The organism is Kitasatospora sp. NPDC001225, assembly GCF_053597855.1.
In genome coordinates, this window is record NZ_JBSFJC010000004.1 from 105,805 (window position 1) to 129,804 (window position 24,000).

A 24,000-nucleotide genomic window follows, 5' to 3' on the forward strand; every position below is an offset into this window, starting at 1 on the left:
CGGCCGGGGCGCCCGGAAGGGAACCACCGTGACCACCATGTCCTCGCCCGCCGCGGCCCGGTCTGCTGTGACCGACCCGCCGGCCCTGACCGCCCTGACCGACCTGCCCGCCCTGGTCGCCCGGCAGGCCGAGAGCCGGCCCGACGCGCTCGCCGTGACCGACGGCTCCACCGTCCTCACCTACCGAGAACTCGTCGACGCCGCAGGCCGGTTGGCCGCCGTCCTGGCCGCCCGGGGGATCGGCCCCGGCAGCGCCGTCGGCCTGCTGTGCGCCCGCTCGACCCGGTACGTCGTCGCCCAGCTCGCCGTCTGGCGGGCCGGCGCCCTGGCCGTCCCGATCGACCCGGCCTACCCGCGCCCGCGGATCGCCGAACTGACCGCCGACGCGGACCTCCGACTCGTCCTCGGCGACAAGGGGCTGCTCGCCGAGGCCGGGCTCCCCGAGGAGCTCACCCTGGTGCTGACCGAGCGCGGCACCGAGGCCACCGACGGCACGGCGCCCGACGCCGCCGACCCGGCCGCGCCCGCCCTGCTCTACTACACCTCCGGCTCCACCGGCCGCCCCAAGGGCGTCCTCGTCCCGCACCGCGCCGTCGCCGACCTGGTCACCGCCGAGGACGCGGTCGTCCTCGGCCCGCGCGACCGGGTGCTCTTCCATTCCACCGTCTCCTTCGACGGCGCCACCTTCGAACTGTGGGCCCCGCTCGCCCGCGGCGCCGCCGTGGCCGTCTCCCCGAGCGAGCGGCCCAGCGCCGAGGACCTGGTCCGCGACGTCGAGAGCTTCGGCGTCACCACCGTCTTCCTCACCACCGCGCTCTTCCACCACCTGGCCGCCCGGCGCTCCCGGATCTTCGGCGTGCTGCGCACCCTGGTCGTCGGCGGCGAGGCGATCTCCGCCGAGCACGCGGGCGCCGTGCTGCGGGCCTTCCCCTGGCTCGAACTGGTCAACGGGTACGGGCCGACCGAGGCCACCACCTTCACCACCGTCCACCGGGTCACCCCGGCCGACTGCGCCGGCTCCGTCCCGATCGGCCGGACCTTCGGCGGCGCCCGCGCCTACGTCCTGGACGAGGGCCTCGCGCCGGTGGCGCCGGGCGCCGTCGGCGAACTGTGGATCGCCGGCGACCGGCTGGCCCTCGGCTACCTCGACCGGCCGGAGCTGACCGCCGAGCGCTTCCGCGAACTGCCGGGCATCGGACGCGCCTACCGCAGCGGCGACCGGGTCGCCCAACTGCCGGACGGCTCCCTGGAGTACCACGGGCGCACCGACGACCAGGTCAAGGTGCGGGGCTACCGGATCGAACCCGGCGAGGTCGAGCACGCGCTGCTCCAGCTGTCCGAGGTCGCCGAGGCGGCGGTCGTGGTCCGCCGGGCCGGGCAGCCCGACGCCGCGCTCACCGCCTGCCTGGTGCTCGCCGAGGGCGCCTGCCCGGCCGTCGAGGCGCTGCGCGCCCGGCTGGCCGAGCAGCTGCCCGCCCACCTGGTGCCCACCGCCTGGACCGTGCTCGCCGCGCTGCCGCTGACCGGCAGCGGGAAGGTGGACCGGCGGGCGCTGGCCGCCGACGAGCGGGCCGGGGCGCACCCGGCCGGGGACGAGACGGCCGTCGGTGGGGCGGCCGACGCGCACCCGCCTGTGAACGAGACGGCCGACGCGCCCCCGGCCGGCGGCGGGCCGACCGGGGCGCACCCGGCCACCGGCGCCGGGCTCGGCCCGATCCAGCAGGTCGTCGCCGAAGCGTGGAGCCGGGCCCTGGAACGCCCGATCACCGACCCGGCCGCCGACTTCCTCGCCGAGGGCGGCCACTCGCTGCTCGCCATGTGGGTGGTGGACGACCTGCGCGAGGACCTCGGGGTCGAGCTGTCGCTCGCCGACTTCCTCGCCCACCCGACCGTCGCCGCCCAGGCCGACCTGCTGGAACGCGCCCTGCGGGCCGCCGACGACACCCCCGGAGCCGACCGATGAGCACCGTCGACCAGACCGACCTGCTGCGCCGCGCCCGCGACCGCCGCACCGCCACCGCCCCCGCCCGACCCGTCGCGCCCGGCGGTCCGGCCGTACCCGCCGAGCCGGCCCCGCTCTCGCACGCCCAGCAGCGGATGTGGCTGATGGACCACCTCGGCCAGGGCGGCGCCCTCTACAACGTGCCGATCGCCACCCGGCTGCGCGGCCCGCTCGACCAGGCCGCCCTCGCCGCCGCGATCACCGGCCTGACCGAGCGGCACGCCGTCCTGCGCACCCGCTACCCGCGCCGGGGCGACCAGCCCTACCAGCAGACCGACCCGGTCGCCCCGGTGCCGCTGCCGGTGCTGGACGCCACCGGCCCCGAGCAGCTCCTCGCCGAGGCCGCCCGCCCGTTCGACCTCGCCGCCGGCCCGGTGCTGCGCGCCCTGCTGCTGCGACACGGGCCCGAGGACCACACGCTGCTGCTGACGATCCATCACATCGCGGTGGACGGCGGCTCGCTGCCGTTCATCGCGTCGGACATCGCCGCGCTGTACCGCGCCGGATGCGAGGGGGTTCCGGCCCAACTCCCTTCGATGGCCCCCTCGTACGCCGACTATGCCCGCCAGGAGCGAGCCCGGGAGGCCGAGTTGACGGCCGCCGCCGACACCCTCGCGGCCGGTCTGTCCGGAGCCCGGCCGCTGTCGCTGCTGCGGCCCGTCCCGCCCGGCGCCCGCGAGCGCCGCGCCGCCCTGCACGCCGCCCCGGTGGACCCCGCCGTGGTGGAAGGGCTGCGCGTCCTCGGCGCGCGGCACGGCGCCACGCTGTACACCGTCGTCCTGGCCGCCGCGTTCGCCGTGCTGCGCACCGCCTCCGGGCAGGACGACCTCGTCCTCGGCTGCGCCAGCGGCCACCGCGCGCGGCCCGAGTTCCGCCGGACCGTCGGCCTCGCCGTCAACACCCTCGCCGTGCGGACGAATCCGTCCGGAGACCCGTCGTTCGCCGAACTGCTCGGTCTCGTCCGCACCGCCCTGCTCGACGCCCAGCAGCACCACGAGGTGCCGTTCGACCTCGTGGTCGAGCGGCTCGGCGCGGCCTCGCGCGGGGCGGACGGCACCCCGCTGCTCTCGGTCAGCTGCGACCTGCTCCGGATCGCCGACCCGCTGGTGCTGCCCGGCCTCGACACCGAGAACGTCGAACTCGACCTGGGACTGGCCAAGTTCGGCCTCACCCTGCTGCTGGAGGACGGCCCGCGGCCGCGCGTCCTGGTCCAGCACGACCGGGACGCGCTGGACGCGAGCACCGCCGCCCGGCTCGCCGACGCCTTCGCCGCGCTGCTCACCGCCGTGGCCGGCAACCCGGAGCTGGCACTGTCCGCACTGCCCGGCGAGCGGCTGGCCGCCGTCGAGCACCCGGTGGTGGCTGCCCTCACGGCCGATCCCGCGGTGGTCGAGGCGGCCGTCGTCGAGCACCCCGACGGCCCGCCGCTCGCCTACGCGGTGGTGCGCGGGCCGGTCGCGCCGACCGGCAGCGCCCTGCGGGCCGCCCTGCGCGGGCGCCTGCCGGCCGCCGAACTGCCGCGCGCGGTCACCCTGCTGGACCGGCTGCCCCGCCTCCCCGACGGCACCCCGGACCGCGACCGGCTGCCCGGCGCGGGCCCGCAGCCCGGCACCGCCGCGCTGTCCGGTACCGCTCCGCTGTCCGGTACCGCTCCGCTGGAGGACGGCCCGCTGGACGTCGTCCGGCAGGCGTTCGGCGAACTGCTCAGCGCGACCCCGCCCGCCGACGGCGACTTCTTCGCCCTCGGCGGCCACTCCCTCATCGCCGTCCAGCTCGCCGAACGCCTGCGTACCCGCACCGGGCTGCCGCTCACCGGCCTCGACATCCTGGAACAGCGCACCCCGCGCGCCCTCGCCGCCCTGCTCGCCACCCGCGCGGACGAACGCAGCGCCGCCCTCGCCCAGGCCGGGGCCCGCCCGCGGACCACCGGCGCCCGCACCGGCACCGTCCTGCTCACCGGCGCCACCGGAGGGGTCGGCGCGGCCGTGCTCCAGGAGCTGATGGCCCAGGGCCGGCCGGTCCGGGTGCTGGTCCGGCCCGAGTCCGCGCACCTGCCCGCGCTGAACGGCGCCGAGGTCGCGGAGGGCGACCTCGGCGACCTCGACAGCCTGCGCCGGGCCGTCGAAGGCGTCGACGCCGTCATCCACTCCGCCTGCACCTTCACCGACCACGCCACCGACCTCGCCGCGATGCGCGCGCTGGTCGACGGCTGGCGTGGCGGCCCGTTCGTCTTCGTCAGCAGCATCGACGCGTACGGCCGCCCGCCGGGCACCGAGGTCCCCGAGGGCGCTCCCAGCGGCGCGCCGGTCACCCCGTACGGGCAGGCCAAGCTGGACAGCGAGCGGATCCTCTTCGAGGCCGCCGCCACCGGCCGCGGCCAGGCCGTCGCCGTCCGCGCCCCGATCGTCTGGGGCCCGCACCACCGCCTGCGCGACCAGCTCCGCTGGGGCTCCACCGGCGCCCTCTACCAGGCCGCCCTGGCCGGCCGCCCGATCGGCCTGCCCGCCGACGACGAGTGGTACGGCGCGTCCTGGGTGCACGCCGCCGCCCTGGCCCGCGCCCTCACCGCCTGCCTCACCCCCGACCACCCCGCCGCCGGCCGGGTCGTCAACGCGGTCAGCGGACACGTCTCCTGGCCCGAGTTCACCGCCGAACTGGTCCGCCTGCTCGGCTCCAGCAGCCCCATCACCACCGCCCCCGACGCCGACGAGGACCTCCGCCGCCCCTGGCACTACCGCGCGGACACCCTGGCCGCTCCCCTCGCCCCCGAACCCGGCGAGGACTGGCGCAGCGTCCTGGCGGCCATGGTCCGCTGAGCCCCCGCCGCGGGCGGAGGAGTCCGGCAATCCGGCCTCCTCCGCCCGCGGCGCTGCTACTCCAGCAGCCACTCGACCCCTTCCTCCGGCACCCACGGGAAGGGCACCTCGGGCCACTGTGCCGCCGCCCAGGCGTCGAGGTCGACCGCCATGACGGCGTCGATGAACTCGGTCGGCGGCCGGTAGTCGTGCGCGGTGATGTAGTGGGTGATCAGGAACGGTGCCGCATAGGCGATCGGCGGCGCGCCCGGGATCCGGATCTCGCCGTTGCCCTCCGGGTACTCGTCGCCCGGCGGGCACAGGTCGCAGTCGTGCAGCCCGAGGCAGACGTTCATCCACTGCACCTGTTGGACGGCCCTCAGCTTCGCCGTGAACTCGGCGGGCACCGTCCCGGTCGGATAGGGCTGGCCGGCCTCCAGCCAGCCGACGTTCAACCGGGTGTAGGCGGGGCGGTACCAGAGGGCGCGGAACCCGGGCTCCGGCTCGTCGAAATAGTCCTTGGCGTTGTAGGTGTACTCGGTCAGATCTTCGTAGAACACCGAGGCATCATGCCCGACCGGTCTCGTCCGCCCCCTACCGGACCTGCCGTAGCCGGGCCGTGGCGACATCGCGGGTGCGCCGTGCGCGGTCGCGTTCGGTGGGCAGGCTCAGGACCTCGCACGGCTGCTGCCGGGTGCCTCCTCGGCGATCTGCTTGACCTCAAGCCCGCTTGAATTCCTAGCCTTCCCTCCGATCAGTCGTCAGATGACAGGAGAAGGCCCATGATTCTTGTGACCGGAGCCACCGGGAACATCGGACGCGCCCTGTTGGAGGACCTGCGGGCGCACGGAGCGGGTCCCCTCCGAGGCCTCACCCGTGACGCCGCCCGGGTCCGGTTCCCCGAGGGAGTGGAGGTGCGCGAAGGCGACTTCGCCGACCCGGACGCCCTGGCGTCCGCCCTCGACGGGGTGCGCTCGCTGTTCCTGGTGTCGCGGATCGGCTCCGACGCCGAGATCCTCGCCGCCGCCCGCCGGTCGGGTGTCGAGCACGTGGTGCTGGTGTCGTCCATCACCGTCCAGACGCATCCGCACCTGGGCCCCGCCCGCGAGAACGCCGCCGTCGAGCGGCTGCTCATGGACAGCGGCATGGCGTGGACGGTGCTCCGGCCGACGCAGTTCGCCTCGAACGCCCTGTGGTGGGCGTCGGCGATCCGCGAGCGCCGGACGGTCCGCGTGCCGTACGCGGACACCGGGCTGCCCACCGTCCACCCCGCGGACATCGCGGCCGTGGCGCGCGTGGCGCTCACCGAACCCGGCCACCGGGGACGGACCTACGCGCTGACCGGCCCACGGCGGGTGACGGCCCGGCAGCAGCTGGAGGCCGTCGCGGCGGCCCTGGGGCGGGAGGTGCCCGTCGCGGAGACCGGCCGTGCGGAGGCCCACCGGGAACTGTCCGCGCTCCTGGGGGCCGAGGCCGCGGACGCGGTGCTGGACGTGACGGGCGGCGACGTCAACGACGAGCTGCTGGAGGTGCGCGACACCGTCGAAGCGGTCACCGGATCCCCCGCCAGGCCCTTCCGCCGCTGGGTCTCCGAGAACATCGCCGCCTTCCGCTGAGCCGCCCCCCGGCAGCGCCCCCGCCCGGCTCCGGATGCTCAACCGATGGCCACCACCCGGGCCCACTCCGGCGGAGTGTCCGGCCGGATGCTCAAGGGCTGCTGGAGGAGGGGTCGAGACGGGTGGTTCGTGGCGGCTTGGGTGTGTTCTGGTGGAGGGCGGAGGGGGCGCGGCGGGGGTGTAGACGCTCGCGCATGGAACTGAGTGCGGAGGCTATGGTTCGCCGGCCCGGAGTGGCCTTGACTGGTGAGCACAAGGACGGACGCGCAGGGTTCACGAACACCGGCGGGTCCGCCGATCCGAACAGGCTCCTACTCCGAGTGAGGGTGATTGTGATGGCTGGTGTGGTGGATCTCGCGGTCGAGTCCGGTGTCGTGCTGGTGGTCGGTGGGACGGGGAAGACGGGTCGGCGGGTGGCGGACCGGCTGACGGCCCTGGGGTACGGGGTGCGGGTGGGGTCGCGTTCGGGTGCGGTGCCGTTCGACTGGCACGACGAGGGGACGTGGGAGGGGGCGTTGGAGGGTGTGAGTGCGGCGTATCTGACGTACTACCCGGATCTGGCGTTCCCGGGTGCGGTGGAGGCGGTGGGGGCGTTCTCGCGGTTGGCGGCGGAGCGCGGGGTGGGGCGGCTGGTGCTGCTGTCGGGGCGCGGTGAGGAGGCCGCGGAGGCGGGGGAGAAGGCGGTGATGGAGTCGGGGGCCGCGTGGACGGTGGTGCGGTGCGCGTGGTTCAACCAGAACTTCAGTGAGTCGTTCTTCCTGGAGCCGGTGCTGGCGGGGGAGTTGGCGCTGCCGGTGGGTGGTGCGGTGGAGCCGTTCGTGGACGCGGAGGACATCGCGGACGTGGCGGTGGCGGCGTTGACGGAGGCGGGGCACGCGGGGGAGGTGTACGAGCTGACGGGGCCGCGGCTGCTGACGTTCTCGGACGTGGCGGTGGAGCTGTCGGCGGCGACGGGGCGTGAGGTGCGGTTCGAGGCGGTGTCGGAGGAGTCGTACCGGGGGGTGCTGGAGGCGGCGGGGCTGCCGGCGGACTTCGCGGAGCTGTTCTCGGTGATCCTGGACGGCCGCAACGCGTCGCTGGGCGACGGGGTGCGGCGGGCGTTGGGCCGTGAGCCGCGGGACTTCGCCGACTACGCCCGCGAGGCCGCCGCCTCGGGCGTGTGGAACGCGTGACCAGCCAGAAGGGCAACACCTGCCGTCCGTACGGCAGTTCACTTGATCGTCGGTGCCGGGCGGCGCCGACCGCCTGACCGAACACCCGGCCCCGGCCGGGAGCGGTGAGGAGGCCGGCGGCCCGGACACCGGGAGGGTCCCCGCGTCGGGCGGGGACCGGGGAGACCGAAGGAAATCCGATGCGCTCGAATCAGACCGCGACCCCTGCTTCCTACACCGCCGCACAGTCCTTCACCGGCCTCGCGCCGGGCGGTACGGCCCCGGCCGTACCCGCCACCCGGAGCAAGGCCGCCGGGCCGCTCCTGGTGGGCGCCACCGTCGCGATGGGCCTGATGGCGGGCCTGTTCTTCGCCTTCGACGTCTCGGTGATGCCGGGCCTCGCGGCGGGCGACGACCACACCTACGTGGCGGCGATGCAGCAGATCAACAAGGCGATCGACGGGAACGGGCTGTTCGGCCTGGTCTTCGTCGGCGCGTTCCTCGCCACCGGCATCGCCGCCTGGCTCCAGCACAAGGCCGGCCGGCGCCAGGCCGCGCTCTGGGCGGCGGCCGCGACGGCGCTGTACGTGGTGGCGCTGATCGTCACCATGGGCGTCAACATCCCGCTCAACAACGAGCTGGCGGCGGCCGGCGACCCGGCGCAGATCCACGACCTGGCCGCCGTACGGGCCAAGTTCGCGGACACCTGGGTCCCGGTCAACATGCTCCGCACCGCGCTCTGCGCCGGCGGACTGTTCGCGCTGACCCGCTCCCTGGTGCTGCACGGCCGCGCGGGGCGCTGAACGCCGAACCCCCGCACCGCGCCCCCGGCGGAACCCCGCCGGGGGCCTCGGCATGTCCGATACCCGCGGTGCCCGGCGATGCCCGGCGGTGCTCGCCACCCGGTGCACCCACTGGCCGGTTCCGTTCGCTCGCGATCGACGGAGGGTCGCGGCGGACGGCCCCTCGGGAGCAGACTGGCGGCCGGTGCACGGGAGTTCCGACCGCAGGGGGCAGACATGACCGTACGACCCGGCAGGCGAACGGCAGTCGGCAGGATCCGGACCGCGATCGGCGCGCTCGTCGTCGCCCTGGCGGCGGGAGCGGCGGTCGCCCTGCCCGCCACCGGGGCGGAGGCGGCCGGCGCCAACGGCGGCAAGGTGGTCTACCTGACCTTCGACGACGGCCCCAGCCCCGCCTACACGCCCAAGGTCCTGGCGACGCTCGCCCGGTACGGGGTGCGCGCGACCTTCTTCGAGATCGGGCAGAACGTCGCCGCCCACCCCTCGGTGACCGCGCAGGTCGCCAAGCAGGGCCACAGCGTGCAGAACCACTCCTGGTCGCACCCGGACCTGCGCAAGCTCTCCGCCGCCGCACTCGAAGCGCAGGTGGCCGACACCGACCGGGCGATCCGCGCGCGGACCGGCCGCACCCCGAGTTGCCTGCGCCCGCCGTACGGCGCGGTGAACAGCACGGTGCGCTCGAAGGCCGCGGCGCTCGGCAAGCAGGTCGTGCTCTGGTCGGTGGACCCGGCGGACTGGTCCCGCCCCGGCACGGCCGCGATCCGGTCACGGGTGCTGGACAACGTCCGTCCCGGATCGGTGGTCCTGATGCACGACGGCGGCGGCGACCGCAGTCAGACGGTGGCCGCGCTGCCGACGATCATCTCCACGCTCAAGGCACGCGGGTACGGCTTCGCCACCCTCTGCGGCTGAGTCGGGCCGGCGGCAGAGGGTGGCGGGGGACGGGCGGCGCGCTGGGGCCGCCCGTCGAGCGGGCTCGGCCCGGCTGCTGAGCGGGTCCGGGCCGGCCGTCGAAGGGGCTCGGCCCGGTCGGCTCCGCCCGTCGAGCGGGTCGGGGCCGGTCAGCTCTGCCCGTTGAGGATCAGCGCCCACGCGAGGCAGGCCAGCGCGCCGGTCGACAGCAGGGTGCGCAGCACGTTGAAGCGCACCCAGCGCGCCTCGAAGCGGCTGCGCACCGCGGCCGGGTCGGCGATCCGCTGGGGCGACCCGGCGGCCTCGAGCTCGTCGTTCAGCGGGATGTTGACCGAGCGGGTCACCCCGATCATCGCGATGTACAGCACGAGGGCGGCGATGGTCGCGGGCAGGACGTCGTGCCCGTCCGAGGGCAGGTGCAGGGCGACCGCGGCCGCGGTGGCGAGCAGGGCGCCGACGAAGCCGAGGACGAACCAGCCGTTCAGGATCGCCTTGTTGATGCGCTGCATGACCTCGATGAAGGTCCGGTCCTCGGCCCGCGCGAGCGCGGGCATGACCGAGCAGGAGAATCCGTAGAACAGTCCCGCGGTCAGTCCACAGGTGACAGTGGCCGCCACCAGGACGAGTGTGCGTGCCGTTTCCATCGTCGTGAGCCCCTCACTTCTCGCTGTCGGTACCGCTGTACTGCCGTACCGCCGTATCGCGTTCGCCGTGTCTCGGTCCATACCCCGTGGGCAGATCATCCGGCATCGGGGCGGTGCGGGCCACCTCGATCACTCAAGAGTCTCTCAAATGACGAAGCGTCAAATGATGTGCCGACGTCTACACTTGGCGGCATGGACACTCTGACGGGACTCCTCGACGGCCCCAAGGCCCGTGGCGCGTTCCTGCTGCGCTCCATCCTCACCCCGCCGTGGTCGCTGCGGATCGAGGACCGGGCCCCGCTCTCGGTCGTGACGATGGTCCGCGGCGACGCCTGGATCCTGCCCGAGCGCGGCACCCCGCTGCTGCTGCACCCCGGGGACGTGGCGATCGTGCGCGGCCCGGAGCCGTACACCGTGGCGGACGACCCGGACACCCCGGTGGACGTGATCGTCGGCCCGGGCCAGGTCTGCACCAAGGGCGGGGTGGACGTCTCCGAGGTGATGTCGCTCGGCGTCCGGACCTGGGGCCAGGGGCGGGAGGGCGACCGGGCCTCCTCGGTGGTGCTGTCCGGCACCTACCAGGCCGAGCACGAGATCGGCCAGCGACTGCTGGGCTGCCTGCCCGCGCTGCTGGTCCGCCCGGCCGGCACCGGCGCGGACGACACCCTGGTGCACCTGCTGGCCGCCGAGATAGGGCGCAACGAGCCCGGCCAGGAGCTCGTCCTGGACCGCATCCTGGACCTGCTGGTGGTCTCCGTGCTGCGCTCCTGGCTGGCCGCCCCCGACTCCGGTGCCCCCGCCTGGTACCGCGCCCAGCACGACCAGGTGGTCGGCCCGGTGCTGCGGCTGATGCACGACGATCCGGCCACCGCGTGGACGGTCGCCGACCTGGCCCAGCGGGTCGGGGTCTCCCGGGCCGGCCTGGCCCGCCGCTTCACCGCGCTGGTCGGCGAGCCCCCGATGGCGTACCTGGCGGGCTGGCGCCTGGCGGTCGCCGCCGACCTGCTGCGCGAGCCCGAGTGCACCGTCGCCTTCGCCGCCCGCAAGGTCGGCTACAGCAACGCCTTCGCGCTCTCGGCGGCCTTCAAGCGGGTGCGCGGCGTCAGTCCGCAGGAGCACCGCCGGCTGGCCGCCACGGGCAGCCAGCCGCAGGCGGCGGGCTTCTCGGGGCCGGCGGAGACGGTGATCCTGGCGGGCTGAGCGGGCTGAGCGGGCTGAGCGGGCTGAGCGGGCTGAGCAGGTCGCTTCCATTTGCCTAAACCATTTAGGCAATCCCATACTGTCCGTAGGCCACCGACGCGACCGTACGGGAGAACGCACATGGCACGGGCAGGGCTGACCGTCGAACGCCTGGTCGTCGCGGGCGCCGAACTCGCCGACGAGGTCGGCTTCGACCAGGTGACCGTCGCCGCGGTCGCCCGCCGCTTCGGCGTCCGGACGGCCAGCCTCTACTCCCACCTCAAGAGCTCCCAGGACCTCAAGACCCGGATCGCCCTGTACGCCCTGGAGGAACTCGCCGACCTCGTCGCCGACGCCCTCGCCGGCCGGGCGGGCCGCGACGCGCTCGCCGCCTTCGCGGACGCCTACCGCGACTACGCGGCCCGCCACCCCGGCCGCTACGACGCCACCCGCCTGCGCCTGGACGCCGAGACGGCCGCCGCCAGCGCGGGCGTCCGGCACGCCCAGATGTCCAGGGCGCTCCTGCGCGGCTACGACCTGGGCGAGCCGGAGCAGACCCACGCGGTGCGGATGCTCGGCAGCGTCTTCCACGGCTACATCAGCCTGGAGGCGGCCGGCGGCTTCAGCCACACCGCCGTCGACGCGCGGCAGTCCTGGGACTGGATCATCGACTCCCTCGACGCGCTGCTGCGCTCGGGCGGAGTCCGTGCGACCGGCTGACCGACTGACCGGCCTCCCGTACGACCAGTCCGGCCATCCGCCCATGAGCCCGGTCTGACGACCAGGCGACCCGACGAACCGACGAACCGACGAACCGACGAACCGAAGAAGCATCATGACCACGATCACCACCCCCGTCACCGAGGACCTCCTCCACGGCCACCTCGACGTCGAACACACCCGCCGCGGCCTGCTGCCGCACCGCCTGCCCGCCGCCGCCCGCCGACGGATCCCGGACGAGCAGCTCGCGATGGCCGAGTCCCAGCCCTCCGGCGTCCGGCTGGCCTTCCGCACCCGCGCCACCACGATCACGCTGCACGCCGTCCCCACCAAGCGCGCCTACCCGGGCGTCCCGAACGTCCCGGACGGCGTCTACGACCTGCTGGTGGACGGCCGGCTCACCGCGCAAGCCGGCGTCCCCGGCGGCAACCTGCGCACCGTCGACCTCGCCACCGGCCGCTTCGAACTGACCGAAGGGCCGTCCGGCAGCGCCCGGTTCACCGGCCTGCCGGAGCGGGACAAGACCGTCGAGATCTGGCTCCCGCACACCGAGACCACCGAACTGATCGCCCTCGACACCGACGCCCCGGTCGAGCCGGTCCCGGCCGGCGCCCGCAAGCGCTGGCTGCACCACGGCAGTTCGATCAGCCACGGCTCCAACGCCGCGCACCCCACCGGCACTTGGCCCGCCCTGGTCGCCAACCGCACGGGCCTGGACCTGACCAACCTCGGCTTCGGCGGCGGCGCCCTGCTCGACCCCTTCACCGCGCGCACCATCCGCGACACCCCCGCGGACCTGATCAGCCTCAAGCTCGGCATCAACCTGGTGAACACCGACCTGATGCGGCTGCGCGCCTTCACCCCGGCCGTCCACGGCTTCCTGGACACCGTCCGGGACGGCCACCCGAGCACGCCACTGCTGCTCGTCTCCCCGCTGCTCTGCCCGCTCCACGAAACCGTGCCGGGCCCGCTCGCCCCCGACTTCAGCAGCGGCACCCTGCGCTTCCGAGCCACCGGAGACCCCGCCGACGTCGCCGCCGGCCGGCTCACCCTCACCGTCATCCGCGCCGAACTGGCCCGCATCGTCGCCGACCGCCGGGCCGACGGCGACCACCACCTCCACCACCTGGACGGCCTGGCCCTCTACGGCGAGCCCGACCACGAGGCCCACCCGCTCCCCGACGGCCTCCACCCCTCCCCGGAGGCCCACCGGCTGATCGCGGAGCGCTTCGCCGACCTCGCCCTCGCCCCCGGAGGCGCCGTGACGAGCCGTGACCCGTCGTGACCCGCCGCGGCCGCCTCCCGCCGGGAGCGGCCTCCCGGCTCCGGGGCCGGTCGCACGAGCAGTCAGTTCCCTGTGCTGTACTACGTGCTCCTCCGTACACCACGTACACCGTGCACCACTTCCGGAGCCACCTCTCGATGAGCACCACCTGCCCGACCTGCGCCACGGCGGACGAAACCGTCACCGTGCGCCTCGCCCTCCTGGACTCCGACCGGCCGCTCGACCCGCCGACGCGGGAGCTGCTGACGATGCCGTCCGAGCCCCGGGGCACGAGCGGGGCCGCGATCGCCCTCTTCGTCCTGGCCGGCCTCATGGGCCTGCTGGGACTGACCACGCTGGGCTCCGGCGACAAGGCCGCCGACGTCGACGACGCCGCGTACCAGTTCGGCTACCACTACGGCGCGTTCCTTTTCGCCGCGGTCCTGCTGGGCATCGGACTCGCCGTCCACTTCGCCCACCGGAGCCGGCGGAGCGACGCGGCGGACCAGTGGCCGCGGACCTACGAGCAGTGGCAGCAGCTCCACCAGGTGTGGCGGGCGACCTGGCTGTGCCGGCGCTGCCGCGTCGTGTTCCTCCCCGCCGCGTCGCTGCGCCCCGACTCCGCCGCCTCCTCCGCGATACCCGCAGAGCAGTTCCCGCAGTGGTCGGTGGCCGTCGCGCGACAGGACGACCGCCCCGGCGCCCCGACCACGGCGGCCTGACCGGCTGCCCGACCACGTCGGTCCGGCCGTCCACCCGGCAGCCGGCCCCCCGGAGGCCGCATCACGTGCCGCCGCCGGGGCGGCCCGGCCGGGTCGGGTCCGTCGCCTCAGGCCCGGCGCCTCAGGAACGCGCTGATCTCGTACGGCCCCTGCCGCGCGAGTCCGACCAGCGGCTCCAGGTAGCCCAGCCACGGCGCGTCGAAGCCCTCCGGAGCCGCCACCGACAGACGGCTCCGAGCCGCGGCGACCCGTCCTGCGGCGGCCGGCAGCGCCTCGTCCTCCAGGCACCCGTACGCCTGCTCCACGAGTGCGGCCATCCTCCGCCGCCCCTTGCGGGCATGCGCCTGCTCGGCGCCGTCGCGGGCCACGAGCAACTGCTCGACCGGGATGGTGACCGCGGCTTCGAACGCGCCGAGCAGCGGCTCCTCGCACAGCTGCCCCACCACGCCCTCGGACAGCGGCGGGTTGCCGGCGACCAGCCGGTCCAGCACGGTGATGCCCAGCACCGCGTACGCGCTGGCCGTACGCCACAGCAGCACCTCCACCGCCTGCGAGAACTCGAAGGCCGCGCCGTTCAGTTCCCGCGCGACCTCGTAGTCGAGCCGCGGCGCCACCCCGTCGTCCCCGTCGTCGCGACGGCCCTCGGCGGCGTCGGCCGCGTACCTCAACCGCATCTCCACGGCGAGCGCCGAGCGCCACTCCGCGTGCAGGCCGCTGACCGTGCCGTGCATCGCCGCCAGCGCGCCGTGCTCGGCCTCCGTCAACCCGTCCAGGGCCTTCCTGCTCGGGAAATCCACCTCAGCGCCCTTCCGTCCGCCGACAACGTCGACGCCACGCTAGAGCCCCGCCGCGCCCGCCGCAGGCGAACCGGCCGCGCGCCACACCGATCAGGGCGAAACCCCGTAGCCCCGCTCCTCGTTCGGCACCAGCCGTACCGGCGTCGAACGAGGAGCGGGGCGGGCGTGGTCCACAGGCGGCGGGCGTCTCACGCGGCGGCCGCCCGGGACGCCGGGAGGGCGAGCGCGGTGACGACCGTGCCGCGGTGCACGCCCCAGGAGCCGGTGCGGACGGCCGGGAGGTGCGGGTGCCGGGCGGTGAAGGTGCCGTCGGCGTGCACGGTGACGGCGATGGCCGCGAGTGGAGCCCAGGTGCCGGTCAGCGGATGGACGGCCTTGTAGGCGGCCTCCTTGGCGCTGAACAGGACGGTGTCCCACGGGGCTTGGCCCTCGGGCAGCGCCGCCAGGCCGCCGCGTTCGGACGCGCTGCTGACCAGCTGCAGCACGCCCCGGGGAAGCGGCCGGGCGGGCTCGGCATCGATCCCGAGCGAGGTGAGCCGCCCGGTACCGGCGACCGCGCAGGCCGTGTACCCGTCCGTGTGGGTGATGCTGCCCGTGACACCCACCGGCCATCGGGGCGCCCCGCCGGGCCCCGGCAGCAGCGGCACCGGCGGGTGCCCGAGAGCGCCCAGCGCCTGGCGGGCGAGTGCCCGGGCGGTGGCGAACTGCCGTCGGCGGCGCGGCGAACGGTCCTGGATGTACGCCGCCTCCAACGGCAGCAGTCGCTCCTCGGACGGGTCACCGAAGGACTCGGCACAGTGGACGTGGGGCGGGAGCAGCGCGGCCAGGACGCCGGCGGGGGCGGTGGTGGTCACGGTCGTCAGCGGCCGGCCGTGACCAGCAGGTGGACGTGGTGCGCGACGTGCTGCGGGGCCTCCAACGGCACCATGTGGCCGGTGCCGGGAATCCGGTGCAGCTCGGCCTGCGGCAGCGCCGAGGCGAGCTCCTGGCTGAAGCTGGGTTTCACGATCTTGTCCTCGGTCCCGGTGATGACCGCCGTCGGCGCGGTGATCCCGGCCAGGCCCGCGCGCTGGTCCATCTCCTGGGTCGACGCGAAACAGGCGGCCCGGACCGCCGGCACTGTGGCGGCGAACAACCGGCGGTTGGCCTCCCGCGCCGCCAGGGTGGCACTCGGCCCGTGCGTCCCACCGAGCAGCCGACGGCCCAGCCACGGCGTCCCCAGGGCCCGGCTGAACAGCTTCGACCCCATCATCTTGACCTCGTTCGCCGGCGTGTTCTGCCCGTGCGAAGCCGTCGACACCAGCACAAGTCCCGCCAACCGCTTGACACTTGCCCCGCCCTTCGCGGCGGACGGCCCGGTCGCGGACAGCCCCGCCGCCCAGGCCAGCGCCGCGTACCCGCCACCGGAGTGCCCCACCACCACGACCGGCCGCTCCGGCGTGGTGAGCGTCCCGACCACGGTGTCCAGGTCCCGCGCCAGCCGCTCGATGCCGATCGGCTCCCGTCCGGCCGTCGACGAGGCGTGACCGCGCTGGTCGTACGTGGCCACCGTGTGCCCGGCCGCCGCCAGCTGGTTCGCGGTGGCGTGCCACACGGTCCGGGACGCGGCCCAGCCGTGGACGAGCACCACCAACGGCCGGCTCGGGTCGGGCTCGCCCGGCTGGTGGACGGTGATGGCGAGCCGCGCGTGGTCGTCGGTGGTCGCGGTGTGGTCGGTGGTGGTGACGGCGTGCCGGGCGGGCAGCGTGCGGATCTCGGTGATGGTCACGGCGGGCCTCCTCTTCCTCTTCCGGTGACGGTTCTTACTTCTGGTTGTCGAGGTGGTGGCGGAGGTTGCTCAGGGCCCGCTGGGTGGCGGTGGTGTGCTTGGCGGTGAGGTTGGTCAGCTTGTGGAGGAACTTGGCGAGGCCGTGCGGGGTGGTGGCGAAGGTGACGGTGAGCAGGGTCTGGGCGCCGTCGTTGTGGGGCGTGAGCTGGTACGTCGTCGTGCCGTGGAAGTGGCCGGTGTGGCTCTGGGTCAGCCGGGCGTCGGGCGTCGCGTGGGTGGTCGTGGAGGTGAACCGGAGCTTGGGACCGGGCTTCCCGACGCCACCCGTGTGGACGGTGGTCGTGGTGGTGCCGCCCTCCTGCTGGGGGCCGGTGGGACCGGGCTGGTGGGTGTTGTGGGGGTGCCACCAGGTGGTCCTGCCGTTGAGTTCGTCGACGATGGCCTCCCAGACGGCGTGGGTGGGGTGGTCCAGGATGGCCCGGTCGGTGTGGTGGATGGCGTGCATGGGGAATTCGGCCTTTCGGTCGGCGAACGGGGGCGTGCGACGGGGGATTTCCTATTTCTCCGGACGCGGATTCCGGGGGTTTTTGTGTGTTAGGGGAAGATGTTTTGGCCGGGGGTGAGGGTGTGGGTGGGGTCGTAGGTGTTTTTGGCGTTGGTGAGGGTGGTCCAGTGGGGGCCGTAGTGGTTTTGCCAGTCGGTTTGGGTCATGTTGGGGATGGCGCCGACGAGGTAGCGTTTGGCGCCGAGTTGGGTGGCGGTGTTGTAGAGGGTGCGGTTGCGGGTGAGGGCGGGTTGGGGGTTGGTGTTGGGGTGGGGGAAGGCGAGGAAGTCGAAGAGGTAGGTGGTGGGTTCGTTGGGGGTGATGGCGAGGGGGTGGGTGAGTTTGTTGGTGTGGAAGGGGTAGCAGAGGAGGAGGCCGGCGCCGATGTCGTCGGGGGTGATGTGGGGGAGGGCTTGGTTGAGGAAGGTGGGGGTGGTGGTGGCGGGGAGGAAGAGGGAGAGCCAGGGTTTGGGGGCGTTCCAGTAGCCGAGGTTTTTGATGGTGTCGGCGAAGGTGTCGGCGCGGTAGGTGTAGTCGCGGTAGGTGGTGTCGTTGGTTTCGGTGGTGGTGGGGTTGAGTCCGGTGAGGAGGGTTTGGGGGTTGGGGGGTGTGGTGTTGTAGTGGGCGACGGCTTCGATTTTGTAGCGGGGGGGTTGTCCGTTGGGTTGGATGAGGATTTCGCCGACTTGGGAGGGGAAGCGGCCGTCGTTGAGGATGGTTTGTTGGTCGGTGAGGAAGGTGTGTTGGTCGTTGTAGGTGAGGGTGAGGACGAGGGCGCGTGTGGGGGCGGGGATGAGTTTGACGGTGGCGCGGGTGATGATGCCGACTTGGCCGGCGCCGGCGAGGGCGGTGTGGAAGAGGTCGGGGTTGCGGGTGGGGGTGGCGGTGAGGATGCGGCCGGTGCCGGTGACGATTTCGATGGATTCGACGGTGTCGGCTTGGAGGCCGTGTTTGTGGACGGTGGAGCCGATGCCGCCGATGCTGATGGTGCCGCCGATGGAGAGGTGGAGGTAGTCGGTGAGGCAGGGGGGTGTGAGGTTTTGGGCGAGGGCGGCGTCGGTGAGTTGGGCCCAGGTGACGCCGGCGTCGACGGTGGCGTTGGTGGGGGTGATGGTGTGGATGCGGTTGAGGGCGCGGGCGTTGATGCTGATGCCGCCGGCGGCGCCGGCTTGGCCGTAGTTGGAGTGTGATTCGAGGTCGTTGCCGGTGCCGCTTTGGCCGTTCATGGCGACTTTGAGGCCGTTGTGGCGGGCGTAGTTGATGATGTTGGCGATGTCGTGGGGGCCGGCGGGGTTGAGGACGGCGTAGGGGGTGGTGGTGGTGAGGCGGCCGAAGTCGTGGGCGTGGGCGGTGGTGGTGGTGGGGTTGGTGGTGAGGGTGCCTTGGAGGGGGGGTAGGGGGGCGATGTGTCCGGGGGGTGTGGGGGTGTTGGTGGTGGCCCAGGTGCGGGTGGTGGTGTTGAAGCCGATGATGGTGGCGGCTGCCGCGGTGAGGAGGGTGCGTCGGGTGAGGTCGGGGTGGGTCATGCGGGGTGGTCTCCTTGGTGGTGTGGGTGGTTGGTGGTGGTTGGTGGTTGGTGGTGGGGGGTGGTGGGCGGGCCTGGGTGGTGCGGGGCTTGCGGGGCGGGTGCCCTGAAGGGTGTTAAGTCTCTTTAGTGCCGGGGTGGTTGTGGGCGGTGTCCGGGCCGGTGGTGGTGGCGTCCTGGCCGGGCGGCCGGGTGGCGGTGTCCGGGTGCGCTGGGTGGTGTCCTTGGGCGGGCGGGTCGCGGCGGCCCTGTTGGTCCGGGGTGGTGCGGGAGAGGGGTGACCGACCGGGCCATGGGGCCGGTCGGCGAAGTGAAGTCCCGTTCGTTTCGGGCTTGTTGATGCTGGTATGGGACCTCGGTCTTGCCTGCCTGCCGGTCCTGTCCGGCCCCCTGTCGGTTTCTCCGGTGTTGCTGTACTGCGACGGCGTCCGTCCGTACTGGTTCCTGCTGGGGCTGCCGGCCCCGCTGGCTCTGCCGTTTCGCTCTTGCTGTCCTGCTCCAGCCGGTCGTACTGGCCGCTTCTGCCGGTTTCACCGCAGTGGTCGTACCGGTTGTTCCTGTCGACTGCTTCTACTGGCGTCGTTGTTGCCAGTGCACGGGCTTCGTCGGTTCGGGCCGTGCTGGTCTTCGGGTTCTGCCGGCCGGTGCCCTGTTGATCTGATCGTCGTGGCCTTGCCGGCCGTTCCTGCTGGCCCGTGCCGACCGCTTCCAGCGCTCTGGTCCTTGCCGACTGTTCCTGCTGTCGGTACTGGTTCGGGGCCCTGGTCTTGCGGGTGTCGCCGGTTGTTCCTGCGGGTCCCGTCGTTCCGAGCGCATCGGCCTTCTCGGTCTTGCCGTGCCGGCGGTGTTGGGTGTTCCTGCCGGTCTTCGGGTCTCACCGCGTTGGCTTCGTTGGTCCTGGCCGTGCTGGCTTTTGCCGCTGCCCGGTGCCCGGTGCCCGTGCCGTGGGCTGTGTGTTGTTGTGGGGTGGGTGGCCGGTCCGTGGTGTGGGCCGGCCTGTCCGTTGTTCCCCTTGTCCCCTTGCTCGTTGTCCCTTGCCCGTTGTTCTTGTTCCCGGTGCCGGTTGTCCCTGTCCGCGTGTCCTTGCCCCGTTGTCCGTTGGCCTTGTCCGTGTCCTGGTGCCTGTTGGCCTTGTTGGTGTGTCCTCGTCCTTGTTGAGGCCGTGGGCGCGTGTGTGCGGGTGTGGGCGTGTGGGCCGTCGGCGTGCGGGTGCGGGCCGTGGGTGCGCGGCTGTGGGCGCGTGTGGGCCGTTGGCGTGCGCGGGTGCGCGGGTGCGCGGGTGCGTGGGTGCCGGGTGTGTGGGTGGTGGGTTAGGGGTTGGGGGTGTGGTTGGTGTGGGTGGTGGTTTGGTAGTTGGTGAGGTCGAAGGTGCGGGTTTGGTGGCGGAAGCGCCAGGTGTAGGTGGGCCAGATGGAGGGGTTGTTGCCTTTGGTGTCGGTGTACCAGCTGGTGCAGCCGCCGGTGTTCCAGACGGTGTTTTTGAGGCGGTTTTGGAGGGTGTTGTTGTAGGTGGTCTGGGCGTGGGGGTGGACGTCGAGGGTGGTGAGGTGGTGGGTGTGGAGGGTTTTGAGGGCGGCGAGGATGTAGGTGATCTGGGCTTCGATCATGACGGTTTGGGAGGAGTGGCCGAGGGTGGTGTTGGGGCCGAGGAGCATGAAGAGGTTGGGGAAGCCGTGGATGGTGGTGCCGCGGTGGGCGGTCATGCCGTCGTGGTTCCAGGTGTCGGCGAGGGTGTGGCCGTTTCGGCCGTGGATGAGGTGGGCGACGGGGCGGTCGGTGGCGGTGAAGCCGGTGGCGAGGATGATGGTGTCGATGTGGCGGGTGGTGCCGTCGGTGGTGGTGATGTGGGTGGGGCCGATGCGGGTGATGGTGTCGGAGACGATGTCGACGTTGGGTTGTTGGATGGCGGGGTACCAGGTGTTGGAGAAGAGGAGGCGTTTGCAGCCGACGGTGTAGTCGGGGGTGAGGCGCTTGCGCAGGGCGGGGTCGGTGACGGATTTCTTGAGGTGGCCGGCGGCCATGTTCTTCATGCCGGTGGTGCGGGAGGGGCGGGACATGAAGAACGCGACGATTTCGCGGCCGTGTTTGTTGAAGGTGCGGCGGAAGCGCTGGTAGCCGGGGAGGTGGCGGAGCATCCAGGTGTGGCGGGGGGTGTTGGGTTTGTCGGGTTTGGCGGCGACCCAGGGGGGTGTGCGCTGGTAGAGGTCGAGGCGGTTGACGTCGGGTTGGATGGCGGGGACGAACTGGATGGCGGAGGCGCCGGTGCCGATGACGGCGACGTCGCGGCCGGTCAGGTCGTGGTCGTGGTTCCAGCGTGAGGAGTGGAAGACGGTTCCGGTGAAGGTGTCGAGGCCGGGGATGTTGGGGATGGCGGGGTCGGAGAGGTAGCCGGTGCCGGTGATGAGGGCTTGGGCGGTGTAGCGGCCGTGTTTGGTGCGGATGTCCCAGTGGTGGTGGGTGTCGTTCCAGGTGGCGTCGAGGAGTTCGTGGTCGTAGCGCAGGTGGGGGTCGACGCCGTGTCGGGTGGCGCAGTCCTTGAGGTAGGCGTGGACTTCGGCCTGGGTGGCGAAGGTGGATTTCCAGTCGGGGTTGCGGGCGAAGGAGTAGGAGTAGAGGTGGGCCTGGACGTCGCAGGCGCAGCCGGGGTAGGTGTTGTCGCGCCAGGTGCCGCCGAGGTCGGTGGCGCGTTCGAAGACGAGGAAGTCGTCGATGCCGGCTTTGAGGAGGCCGATGGCGGTGCCGAGGCCGGAGATGCCGGCGCCGATGACGGCGACTTTGAGGTGGCGGACGGCGAGGTCGCCGGTGGGGTGGGGGGCGGTGGCGTGCTCGGTGCCGGCGGTGGTGCCGGCGGCGGCGGCGATGGCCGCGGCGGTGCCCGTACGGGTGCCCGTGCCGGTGGTGCGGGCCGGGGTGCGGGGGGCGGTCGTGGTGGCGCCCGTGCCGGAGGCGGCCGTGCCCGTGCCGGAGGCGGAGGCACTGCCGGTCGTGCCCGTGCTGGTTCCCGTGTCGGTGGCCGTGCCGCTGCCGGTGGCCGTACCGGTGGCCGTGCTGCTGCCGCTGCCGCTGCCGCTGCCGGTGCCGGTGGCCGTGCCCGCGCCGGTGCCGGCCTTGCCGGTGGTGGTGCCCGCGCCGCTGCCGGCCTTACCGGTGCTCGCGGTGCCGGTGCCGCTGCCGGTGGCCGTGCCGGAGGCGGCCGTGCCCGTGCCGGTGCCGGCCCTACCGGTGCCGGTGCCCGCGGTGTTGGTGCCCGTGGTGTTGGTGGTGGGGGTGGGGGCCACCCCCGCCGCCGGGGCTGTGCCGGTGCTGGCGTCGGTGGGTGTGCCGGTGCCGGTGGTGGTGGTGTTGGTGGTGCGGTTGGGGGCGGGGGTGGTGGTCATGGCGTCGGTGTCCTTGTCTCGGGTGTCCTGGGTGGGCCCGGGGGTCAGGCGCGGCGGGTGAGGGTGACGCGGAAGTTGTTGAAGATGTGGTCTTCGAGGGTGTAGGCGAAGATGTCGAGGTAGCGCTCGAAGCGGGCGACGGTGGTCTCGTCGGTCATGGTGACGGCTTCGTCGCGGCGGGCGGCGAGGAGTTGGAGCCAGGCGCGGCAGGCGCGGGCGAAGGACTCGGGTTCGTTGCGGATCTCGGTGACCTCGAAGAGGCCGTCGAGGCCGGCGGCGAGTTCGGGCAGGCGGGGGATGTGGCAGCCTTCGAACTCCTCGCGCTGGAGGAATTTGAGGTCGTCGAGGAGCTGGCGGCGCAGCGGGGGGTTCTCGACGGTCATGGTGTGCAGGACGAAGCGGGCGCCGGGCTTGAGGAGGGAGTGGACCTGCTTGAAGAAGACGCGGTAGCGCTGGGTGCGCTCTTTGGGGGTGAGGGAGGACAGGACGAAGTGTTCGAGGGCGTTGATGCAGAACGCGGCGTCGTAGGGGGCCTGGCCGTCGGCGAGGCGGTGGTCTTCCCAGCTTTCGACGCGGGCTTCGATGGCGGGGTTGTTCAGGGCGTCGACGAAGTCGGCCTGGGTGCGGGAGAGGGTGACGCCGACGGCCTTCTTGACGCCGTGGACGGTGGTGAGGCGGTTGAGCATGGTGCCCCAGCCGCAGCCGATGTCCAGGACGGTGTCGGTGTGGGCGGCGCGGGCGAGGTCGGTGAAGGCGTCGAGTTTGCGTTCCTGGGCCTCGTCGAGGACGGCGACGAGGTCCTCGCCGTCCTCCCAGTAGCCGCCGGAGTACATCATGGTGGGGCCGAGGATGAGCCGGTAGAGCTCGTTGGGGACCTCGTAGTGGTGGCGGATGGCCTCGACGTCGGGGTTGATGGTGCGGGCTTCGACGGTGGTCATGGGATGGGGCCCCTCGGTTGACGGTTGTGGGTGTGTGGGGTTGTCGGACGGTGGTGGGTCGGCCGGGGCGGGGTGGGCGGGTGGGCGGCCCGGTCGGGCCGTTTCCGTGGTGGTCGGCCCGGTGCGGGCCGGGGTGACAGGTCCGGCCGCTGTCCTGGTGCCTGCCGTGGGCGGCTGGGTGCCGTCCGGTGTCCGACGGTGGTCTTGCTGAACTCGGCCGCTGTCCCCGGCTGGTTGGTGCCGTCCGGGAGAACGGTCGGGCCGTTCGGTGCCGCGTGGTGTGGTGCTGGGCCGGCCGTCGTTCAGGGCGGCTGGGTGCCGTCCGGTGTGCGGCGGTGGTTCCGGCTGAACTCGGCCGCGTCCCCGGGTGGTTGGTGCCGTCCGGGGCGGGCGGTGCGGCCGTTCGCGGTTCTTCGGTGTCTGCCGTGTCGGGCGGCTGGGTGACGCCCGGTGTGCGGCGGTGGTCTTGCTGAACTCGGCTGCGTCCCCGGGTGGTTGGTGTCGTCCGGGGTGGCGGGTGCGGTGTCCGGCCGGGTGGTCGGTGGCGCCTGGTGCGGTGCCGGGCCGGTGGTGTGCGGTGGTCGCCGTGCGGGCCGGTACGGCGGGGTGGTGTGCGTGCGGGTGCGGTGTGTTGTGGGTCAGGTAAGCGTGTGTCTCGCAAGCGGTGCGCAAGGGGGCGGGGGGTGGGTGGGTTGCGGGCCGGTTGCGTGGGGGCGGGTTTCATGCGGTTTCGGCAAGACACGCGGCCCCCACGGCCTGTCGCGGGGGTGCTTCGGTTCCCGGGTGGTGTCGACCGCTGTTCCCGGGGGGTCGTGCCGTGTTGTTCCGGAGGGTTCTCCCGCCGGCTGTCCCACCCGTTCCGCCCGTTCCGCCCGTCGTTCCGCCTGCTTGTTGTCCGTCCGTCCGTTTCTTGTGGCCGTGTGTCCGCTCGTTCGTCCGTCCCCTCGGTGCCGTGTGTGGTGTGTTTCCGGGGGCGGGGTGCGGGGGCGCGTGTCCGGGGGCCGGCCGGGGGCGGGGGCGGGGGCGGGGGCGGGTGGTGGTGCGGTGGTGCGGGTGGCCGGGAGGGTTTTCCGGAGCGGTGCGGTGCGGGTCCGCGGGTGTGGGTTCGCCCGGGCCCTGTACGGGTTCGCCCGGGCCCTGTACGGGTTCGCCCGGGCCCTGTACGGGGTGTCGCCGAGGCACCCGGTTCCGTCTGCCCGTCTGCCGGCCCGCTCGCGTCCGTCCGCCAGTCCGCCTGCCCGCC

At 73.3% G+C, this 24,000-nt stretch carries 19 protein-coding genes; 10 read left to right on the forward strand and 9 right to left on the reverse strand.

The genetic code is table 11. The features are described from left to right. Positions 1–37: 37 nt before the first annotated feature. Positions 38–1,963 (forward strand): non-ribosomal peptide synthetase, encoded by a 1,926-nt coding sequence (locus ACWDCZ_RS02375; RefSeq protein ID WP_449815040.1) that lies wholly within the window; start codon positions 38–40, stop codon positions 1,961–1,963. Beyond that, positions 1,960–4,818, forward strand: a complete 2,859-nt coding sequence (locus tag ACWDCZ_RS02380) for a condensation domain-containing protein (RefSeq protein WP_449815025.1) — start codon at positions 1,960–1,962, stop codon at positions 4,816–4,818. Before ACWDCZ_RS02375 ends, ACWDCZ_RS02380 begins: the two co-directional genes overlap by 4 nt. Before the next feature lie 56 nt (positions 4,819–4,874). Here the strand turns inward: ACWDCZ_RS02380 and ACWDCZ_RS02385 are convergent, their stop codons facing one another. Next, the gene (locus ACWDCZ_RS02385) at positions 4,875–5,357 is read right to left on the reverse strand and encodes a DUF7919 family protein (protein WP_117493066.1); all 483 of its coding nucleotides are present in this window, start codon (positions 5,355–5,357) and stop codon (positions 4,875–4,877) included. Between the two features lie 222 nt (positions 5,358–5,579). Between ACWDCZ_RS02385 and ACWDCZ_RS02390 the strand changes: the two genes are divergently transcribed. The 4 genes from ACWDCZ_RS02390 (at position 5,580) to ACWDCZ_RS02405 (ending at position 9,279) form a co-directional block, all read left to right on the forward strand. Then, positions 5,580–6,413: an NAD(P)H-binding protein gene (locus tag ACWDCZ_RS02390; protein ID WP_449815026.1), complete on the forward strand. Its 834-nt coding sequence runs from the start codon at positions 5,580–5,582 to the stop codon at positions 6,411–6,413. A 335-nt stretch (positions 6,414–6,748) separates the two neighbouring features. Continuing rightward, positions 6,749–7,585, forward strand: a complete 837-nt coding sequence (locus ACWDCZ_RS02395; protein ID WP_199823113.1) for a Rossmann-fold NAD(P)-binding domain-containing protein — start codon at positions 6,749–6,751, stop codon at positions 7,583–7,585. Positions 7,586–7,764: 179 nt separating this feature from the next. Next, on the forward strand, positions 7,765–8,367 hold the full coding sequence (locus tag ACWDCZ_RS02400; protein WP_049653286.1) for an anthrone oxygenase family protein: 603 nt from the start codon (positions 7,765–7,767) through the stop codon (positions 8,365–8,367). A 216-nt stretch (positions 8,368–8,583) separates the two neighbouring features. Beyond that, complete coding sequence (locus ACWDCZ_RS02405; protein ID WP_449815027.1) at positions 8,584–9,279, forward strand: polysaccharide deacetylase family protein; 696 nt, start codon at positions 8,584–8,586, stop codon at positions 9,277–9,279. A gap of 149 nt (positions 9,280–9,428) precedes the next feature. Here ACWDCZ_RS02405 and ACWDCZ_RS02410 read toward each other — a convergent pair whose 3' ends face one another. After that, positions 9,429–9,896 carry an anthrone oxygenase family protein gene (locus ACWDCZ_RS02410; protein ID WP_310593231.1) on the reverse strand — a complete coding sequence of 156 codons (468 nt, stop codon included), beginning with the start codon at positions 9,894–9,896 and terminating at the stop codon, positions 9,429–9,431. A gap of 219 nt (positions 9,897–10,115) precedes the next feature. Here ACWDCZ_RS02410 and ACWDCZ_RS02415 point away from each other — a divergent pair, with 219 nt between their 5' ends. From ACWDCZ_RS02415 to ACWDCZ_RS02430, 4 genes are all read left to right on the forward strand, one after another. Then, entirely contained in the window at positions 10,116–11,123 is a 1,008-nt protein-coding gene (locus ACWDCZ_RS02415) for an AraC family transcriptional regulator (RefSeq protein ID WP_375873859.1), read from the forward strand. A gap of 120 nt (positions 11,124–11,243) precedes the next feature. Then, on the forward strand, positions 11,244–11,822 hold the full coding sequence (locus ACWDCZ_RS02420) for a TetR/AcrR family transcriptional regulator (protein WP_074004797.1): 579 nt from the start codon (positions 11,244–11,246) through the stop codon (positions 11,820–11,822). A 115-nt stretch (positions 11,823–11,937) separates the two neighbouring features. After that, positions 11,938–13,107, forward strand: coding sequence for a GDSL-type esterase/lipase family protein (locus ACWDCZ_RS02425; protein WP_449815028.1), 1,170 nt, complete (start codon positions 11,938–11,940; stop codon positions 13,105–13,107). A 137-nt stretch (positions 13,108–13,244) separates the two neighbouring features. Further along, positions 13,245–13,808 carry a hypothetical protein gene (locus tag ACWDCZ_RS02430; protein WP_449815029.1) on the forward strand — a complete coding sequence of 188 codons (564 nt, stop codon included), beginning with the start codon at positions 13,245–13,247 and terminating at the stop codon, positions 13,806–13,808. A 107-nt stretch (positions 13,809–13,915) separates the two neighbouring features. Here the strand turns inward: ACWDCZ_RS02430 and ACWDCZ_RS02435 are convergent, their stop codons facing one another. The 7 genes from ACWDCZ_RS02435 to ACWDCZ_RS02465 all read right to left on the reverse strand — a co-directional run bounded on the left by ACWDCZ_RS02435 (position 13,916) and on the right by ACWDCZ_RS02465 (position 22,757). Further along, positions 13,916–14,605: a hypothetical protein gene (locus ACWDCZ_RS02435; RefSeq protein ID WP_380780490.1), complete on the reverse strand. Its 690-nt coding sequence runs from the start codon at positions 14,603–14,605 to the stop codon at positions 13,916–13,918. A 188-nt stretch (positions 14,606–14,793) separates the two neighbouring features. Then, complete coding sequence (locus ACWDCZ_RS02440) at positions 14,794–15,459, reverse strand: 4'-phosphopantetheinyl transferase family protein (protein ID WP_074004793.1); 666 nt, start codon at positions 15,457–15,459, stop codon at positions 14,794–14,796. Between the two features lie 5 nt (positions 15,460–15,464). Then, positions 15,465–16,373 (reverse strand): alpha/beta fold hydrolase, encoded by a 909-nt coding sequence (locus ACWDCZ_RS02445; protein WP_449815030.1) that lies wholly within the window; start codon positions 16,371–16,373, stop codon positions 15,465–15,467. Positions 16,374–16,407: 34 nt separating this feature from the next. Then, positions 16,408–16,878, reverse strand: coding sequence for an SRPBCC family protein (locus ACWDCZ_RS02450; RefSeq protein WP_074004792.1), 471 nt, complete (start codon positions 16,876–16,878; stop codon positions 16,408–16,410). A gap of 89 nt (positions 16,879–16,967) precedes the next feature. Further along, positions 16,968–18,443, reverse strand: a complete 1,476-nt coding sequence (locus ACWDCZ_RS02455; protein WP_117485437.1) for an FAD-binding protein — start codon at positions 18,441–18,443, stop codon at positions 16,968–16,970. A 1,309-nt stretch (positions 18,444–19,752) separates the two neighbouring features. Continuing rightward, positions 19,753–21,819 carry a flavin-containing monooxygenase gene (locus tag ACWDCZ_RS02460; protein WP_449815031.1) on the reverse strand — a complete coding sequence of 689 codons (2,067 nt, stop codon included), beginning with the start codon at positions 21,817–21,819 and terminating at the stop codon, positions 19,753–19,755. A 44-nt stretch (positions 21,820–21,863) separates the two neighbouring features. Further along, positions 21,864–22,757 (reverse strand): class I SAM-dependent methyltransferase, encoded by an 894-nt coding sequence (locus ACWDCZ_RS02465; RefSeq protein WP_074006253.1) that lies wholly within the window; start codon positions 22,755–22,757, stop codon positions 21,864–21,866. Between the last annotated feature and the right edge of the window lie 1,243 nt (positions 22,758–24,000).

What these genes read in the sequence shown, in the direction of transcription:
- ACWDCZ_RS02425 (WP_449815028.1), top strand. Translation starts at nt 11,938, where the DNA reads ATGACCACGATCACCACCCCCGTCACCGAGGACCTCCTCCACGGCCAC.
- ACWDCZ_RS02415 (WP_375873859.1), top strand. Translation starts at nt 10,116, where the DNA reads ATGGACACTCTGACGGGACTCCTCGACGGCCCCAAGGCCCGTGGCGCG.
- ACWDCZ_RS02405 (WP_449815027.1), top strand. Translation starts at nt 8,584, where the DNA reads ATGACCGTACGACCCGGCAGGCGAACGGCAGTCGGCAGGATCCGGACC.
- ACWDCZ_RS02390 (WP_449815026.1), top strand. Translation starts at nt 5,580, where the DNA reads ATGATTCTTGTGACCGGAGCCACCGGGAACATCGGACGCGCCCTGTTG.
- ACWDCZ_RS02450 (WP_074004792.1), bottom strand. Translation starts at nt 16,878, where the DNA reads ATGCACGCCATCCACCACACCGACCGGGCCATCCTGGACCACCCCACC.
- ACWDCZ_RS02455 (WP_117485437.1), bottom strand. Translation starts at nt 18,443, where the DNA reads ATGACCCACCCCGACCTCACCCGACGCACCCTCCTCACCGCGGCAGCC.
- ACWDCZ_RS02420 (WP_074004797.1), top strand. Translation starts at nt 11,244, where the DNA reads ATGGCACGGGCAGGGCTGACCGTCGAACGCCTGGTCGTCGCGGGCGCC.
- ACWDCZ_RS02380 (WP_449815025.1), top strand. Translation starts at nt 1,960, where the DNA reads ATGAGCACCGTCGACCAGACCGACCTGCTGCGCCGCGCCCGCGACCGC.
- ACWDCZ_RS02465 (WP_074006253.1), bottom strand. Translation starts at nt 22,757, where the DNA reads ATGACCACCGTCGAAGCCCGCACCATCAACCCCGACGTCGAGGCCATC.
- ACWDCZ_RS02375 (WP_449815040.1), top strand. Translation starts at nt 38, where the DNA reads ATGTCCTCGCCCGCCGCGGCCCGGTCTGCTGTGACCGACCCGCCGGCC.
- ACWDCZ_RS02430 (WP_449815029.1), top strand. Translation starts at nt 13,245, where the DNA reads ATGAGCACCACCTGCCCGACCTGCGCCACGGCGGACGAAACCGTCACC.
- ACWDCZ_RS02395 (WP_199823113.1), top strand. Translation starts at nt 6,749, where the DNA reads ATGGCTGGTGTGGTGGATCTCGCGGTCGAGTCCGGTGTCGTGCTGGTG.
- ACWDCZ_RS02400 (WP_049653286.1), top strand. Translation starts at nt 7,765, where the DNA reads ATGCGCTCGAATCAGACCGCGACCCCTGCTTCCTACACCGCCGCACAG.
- ACWDCZ_RS02460 (WP_449815031.1), bottom strand. Translation starts at nt 21,819, where the DNA reads ATGACCACCACCCCCGCCCCCAACCGCACCACCAACACCACCACCACC.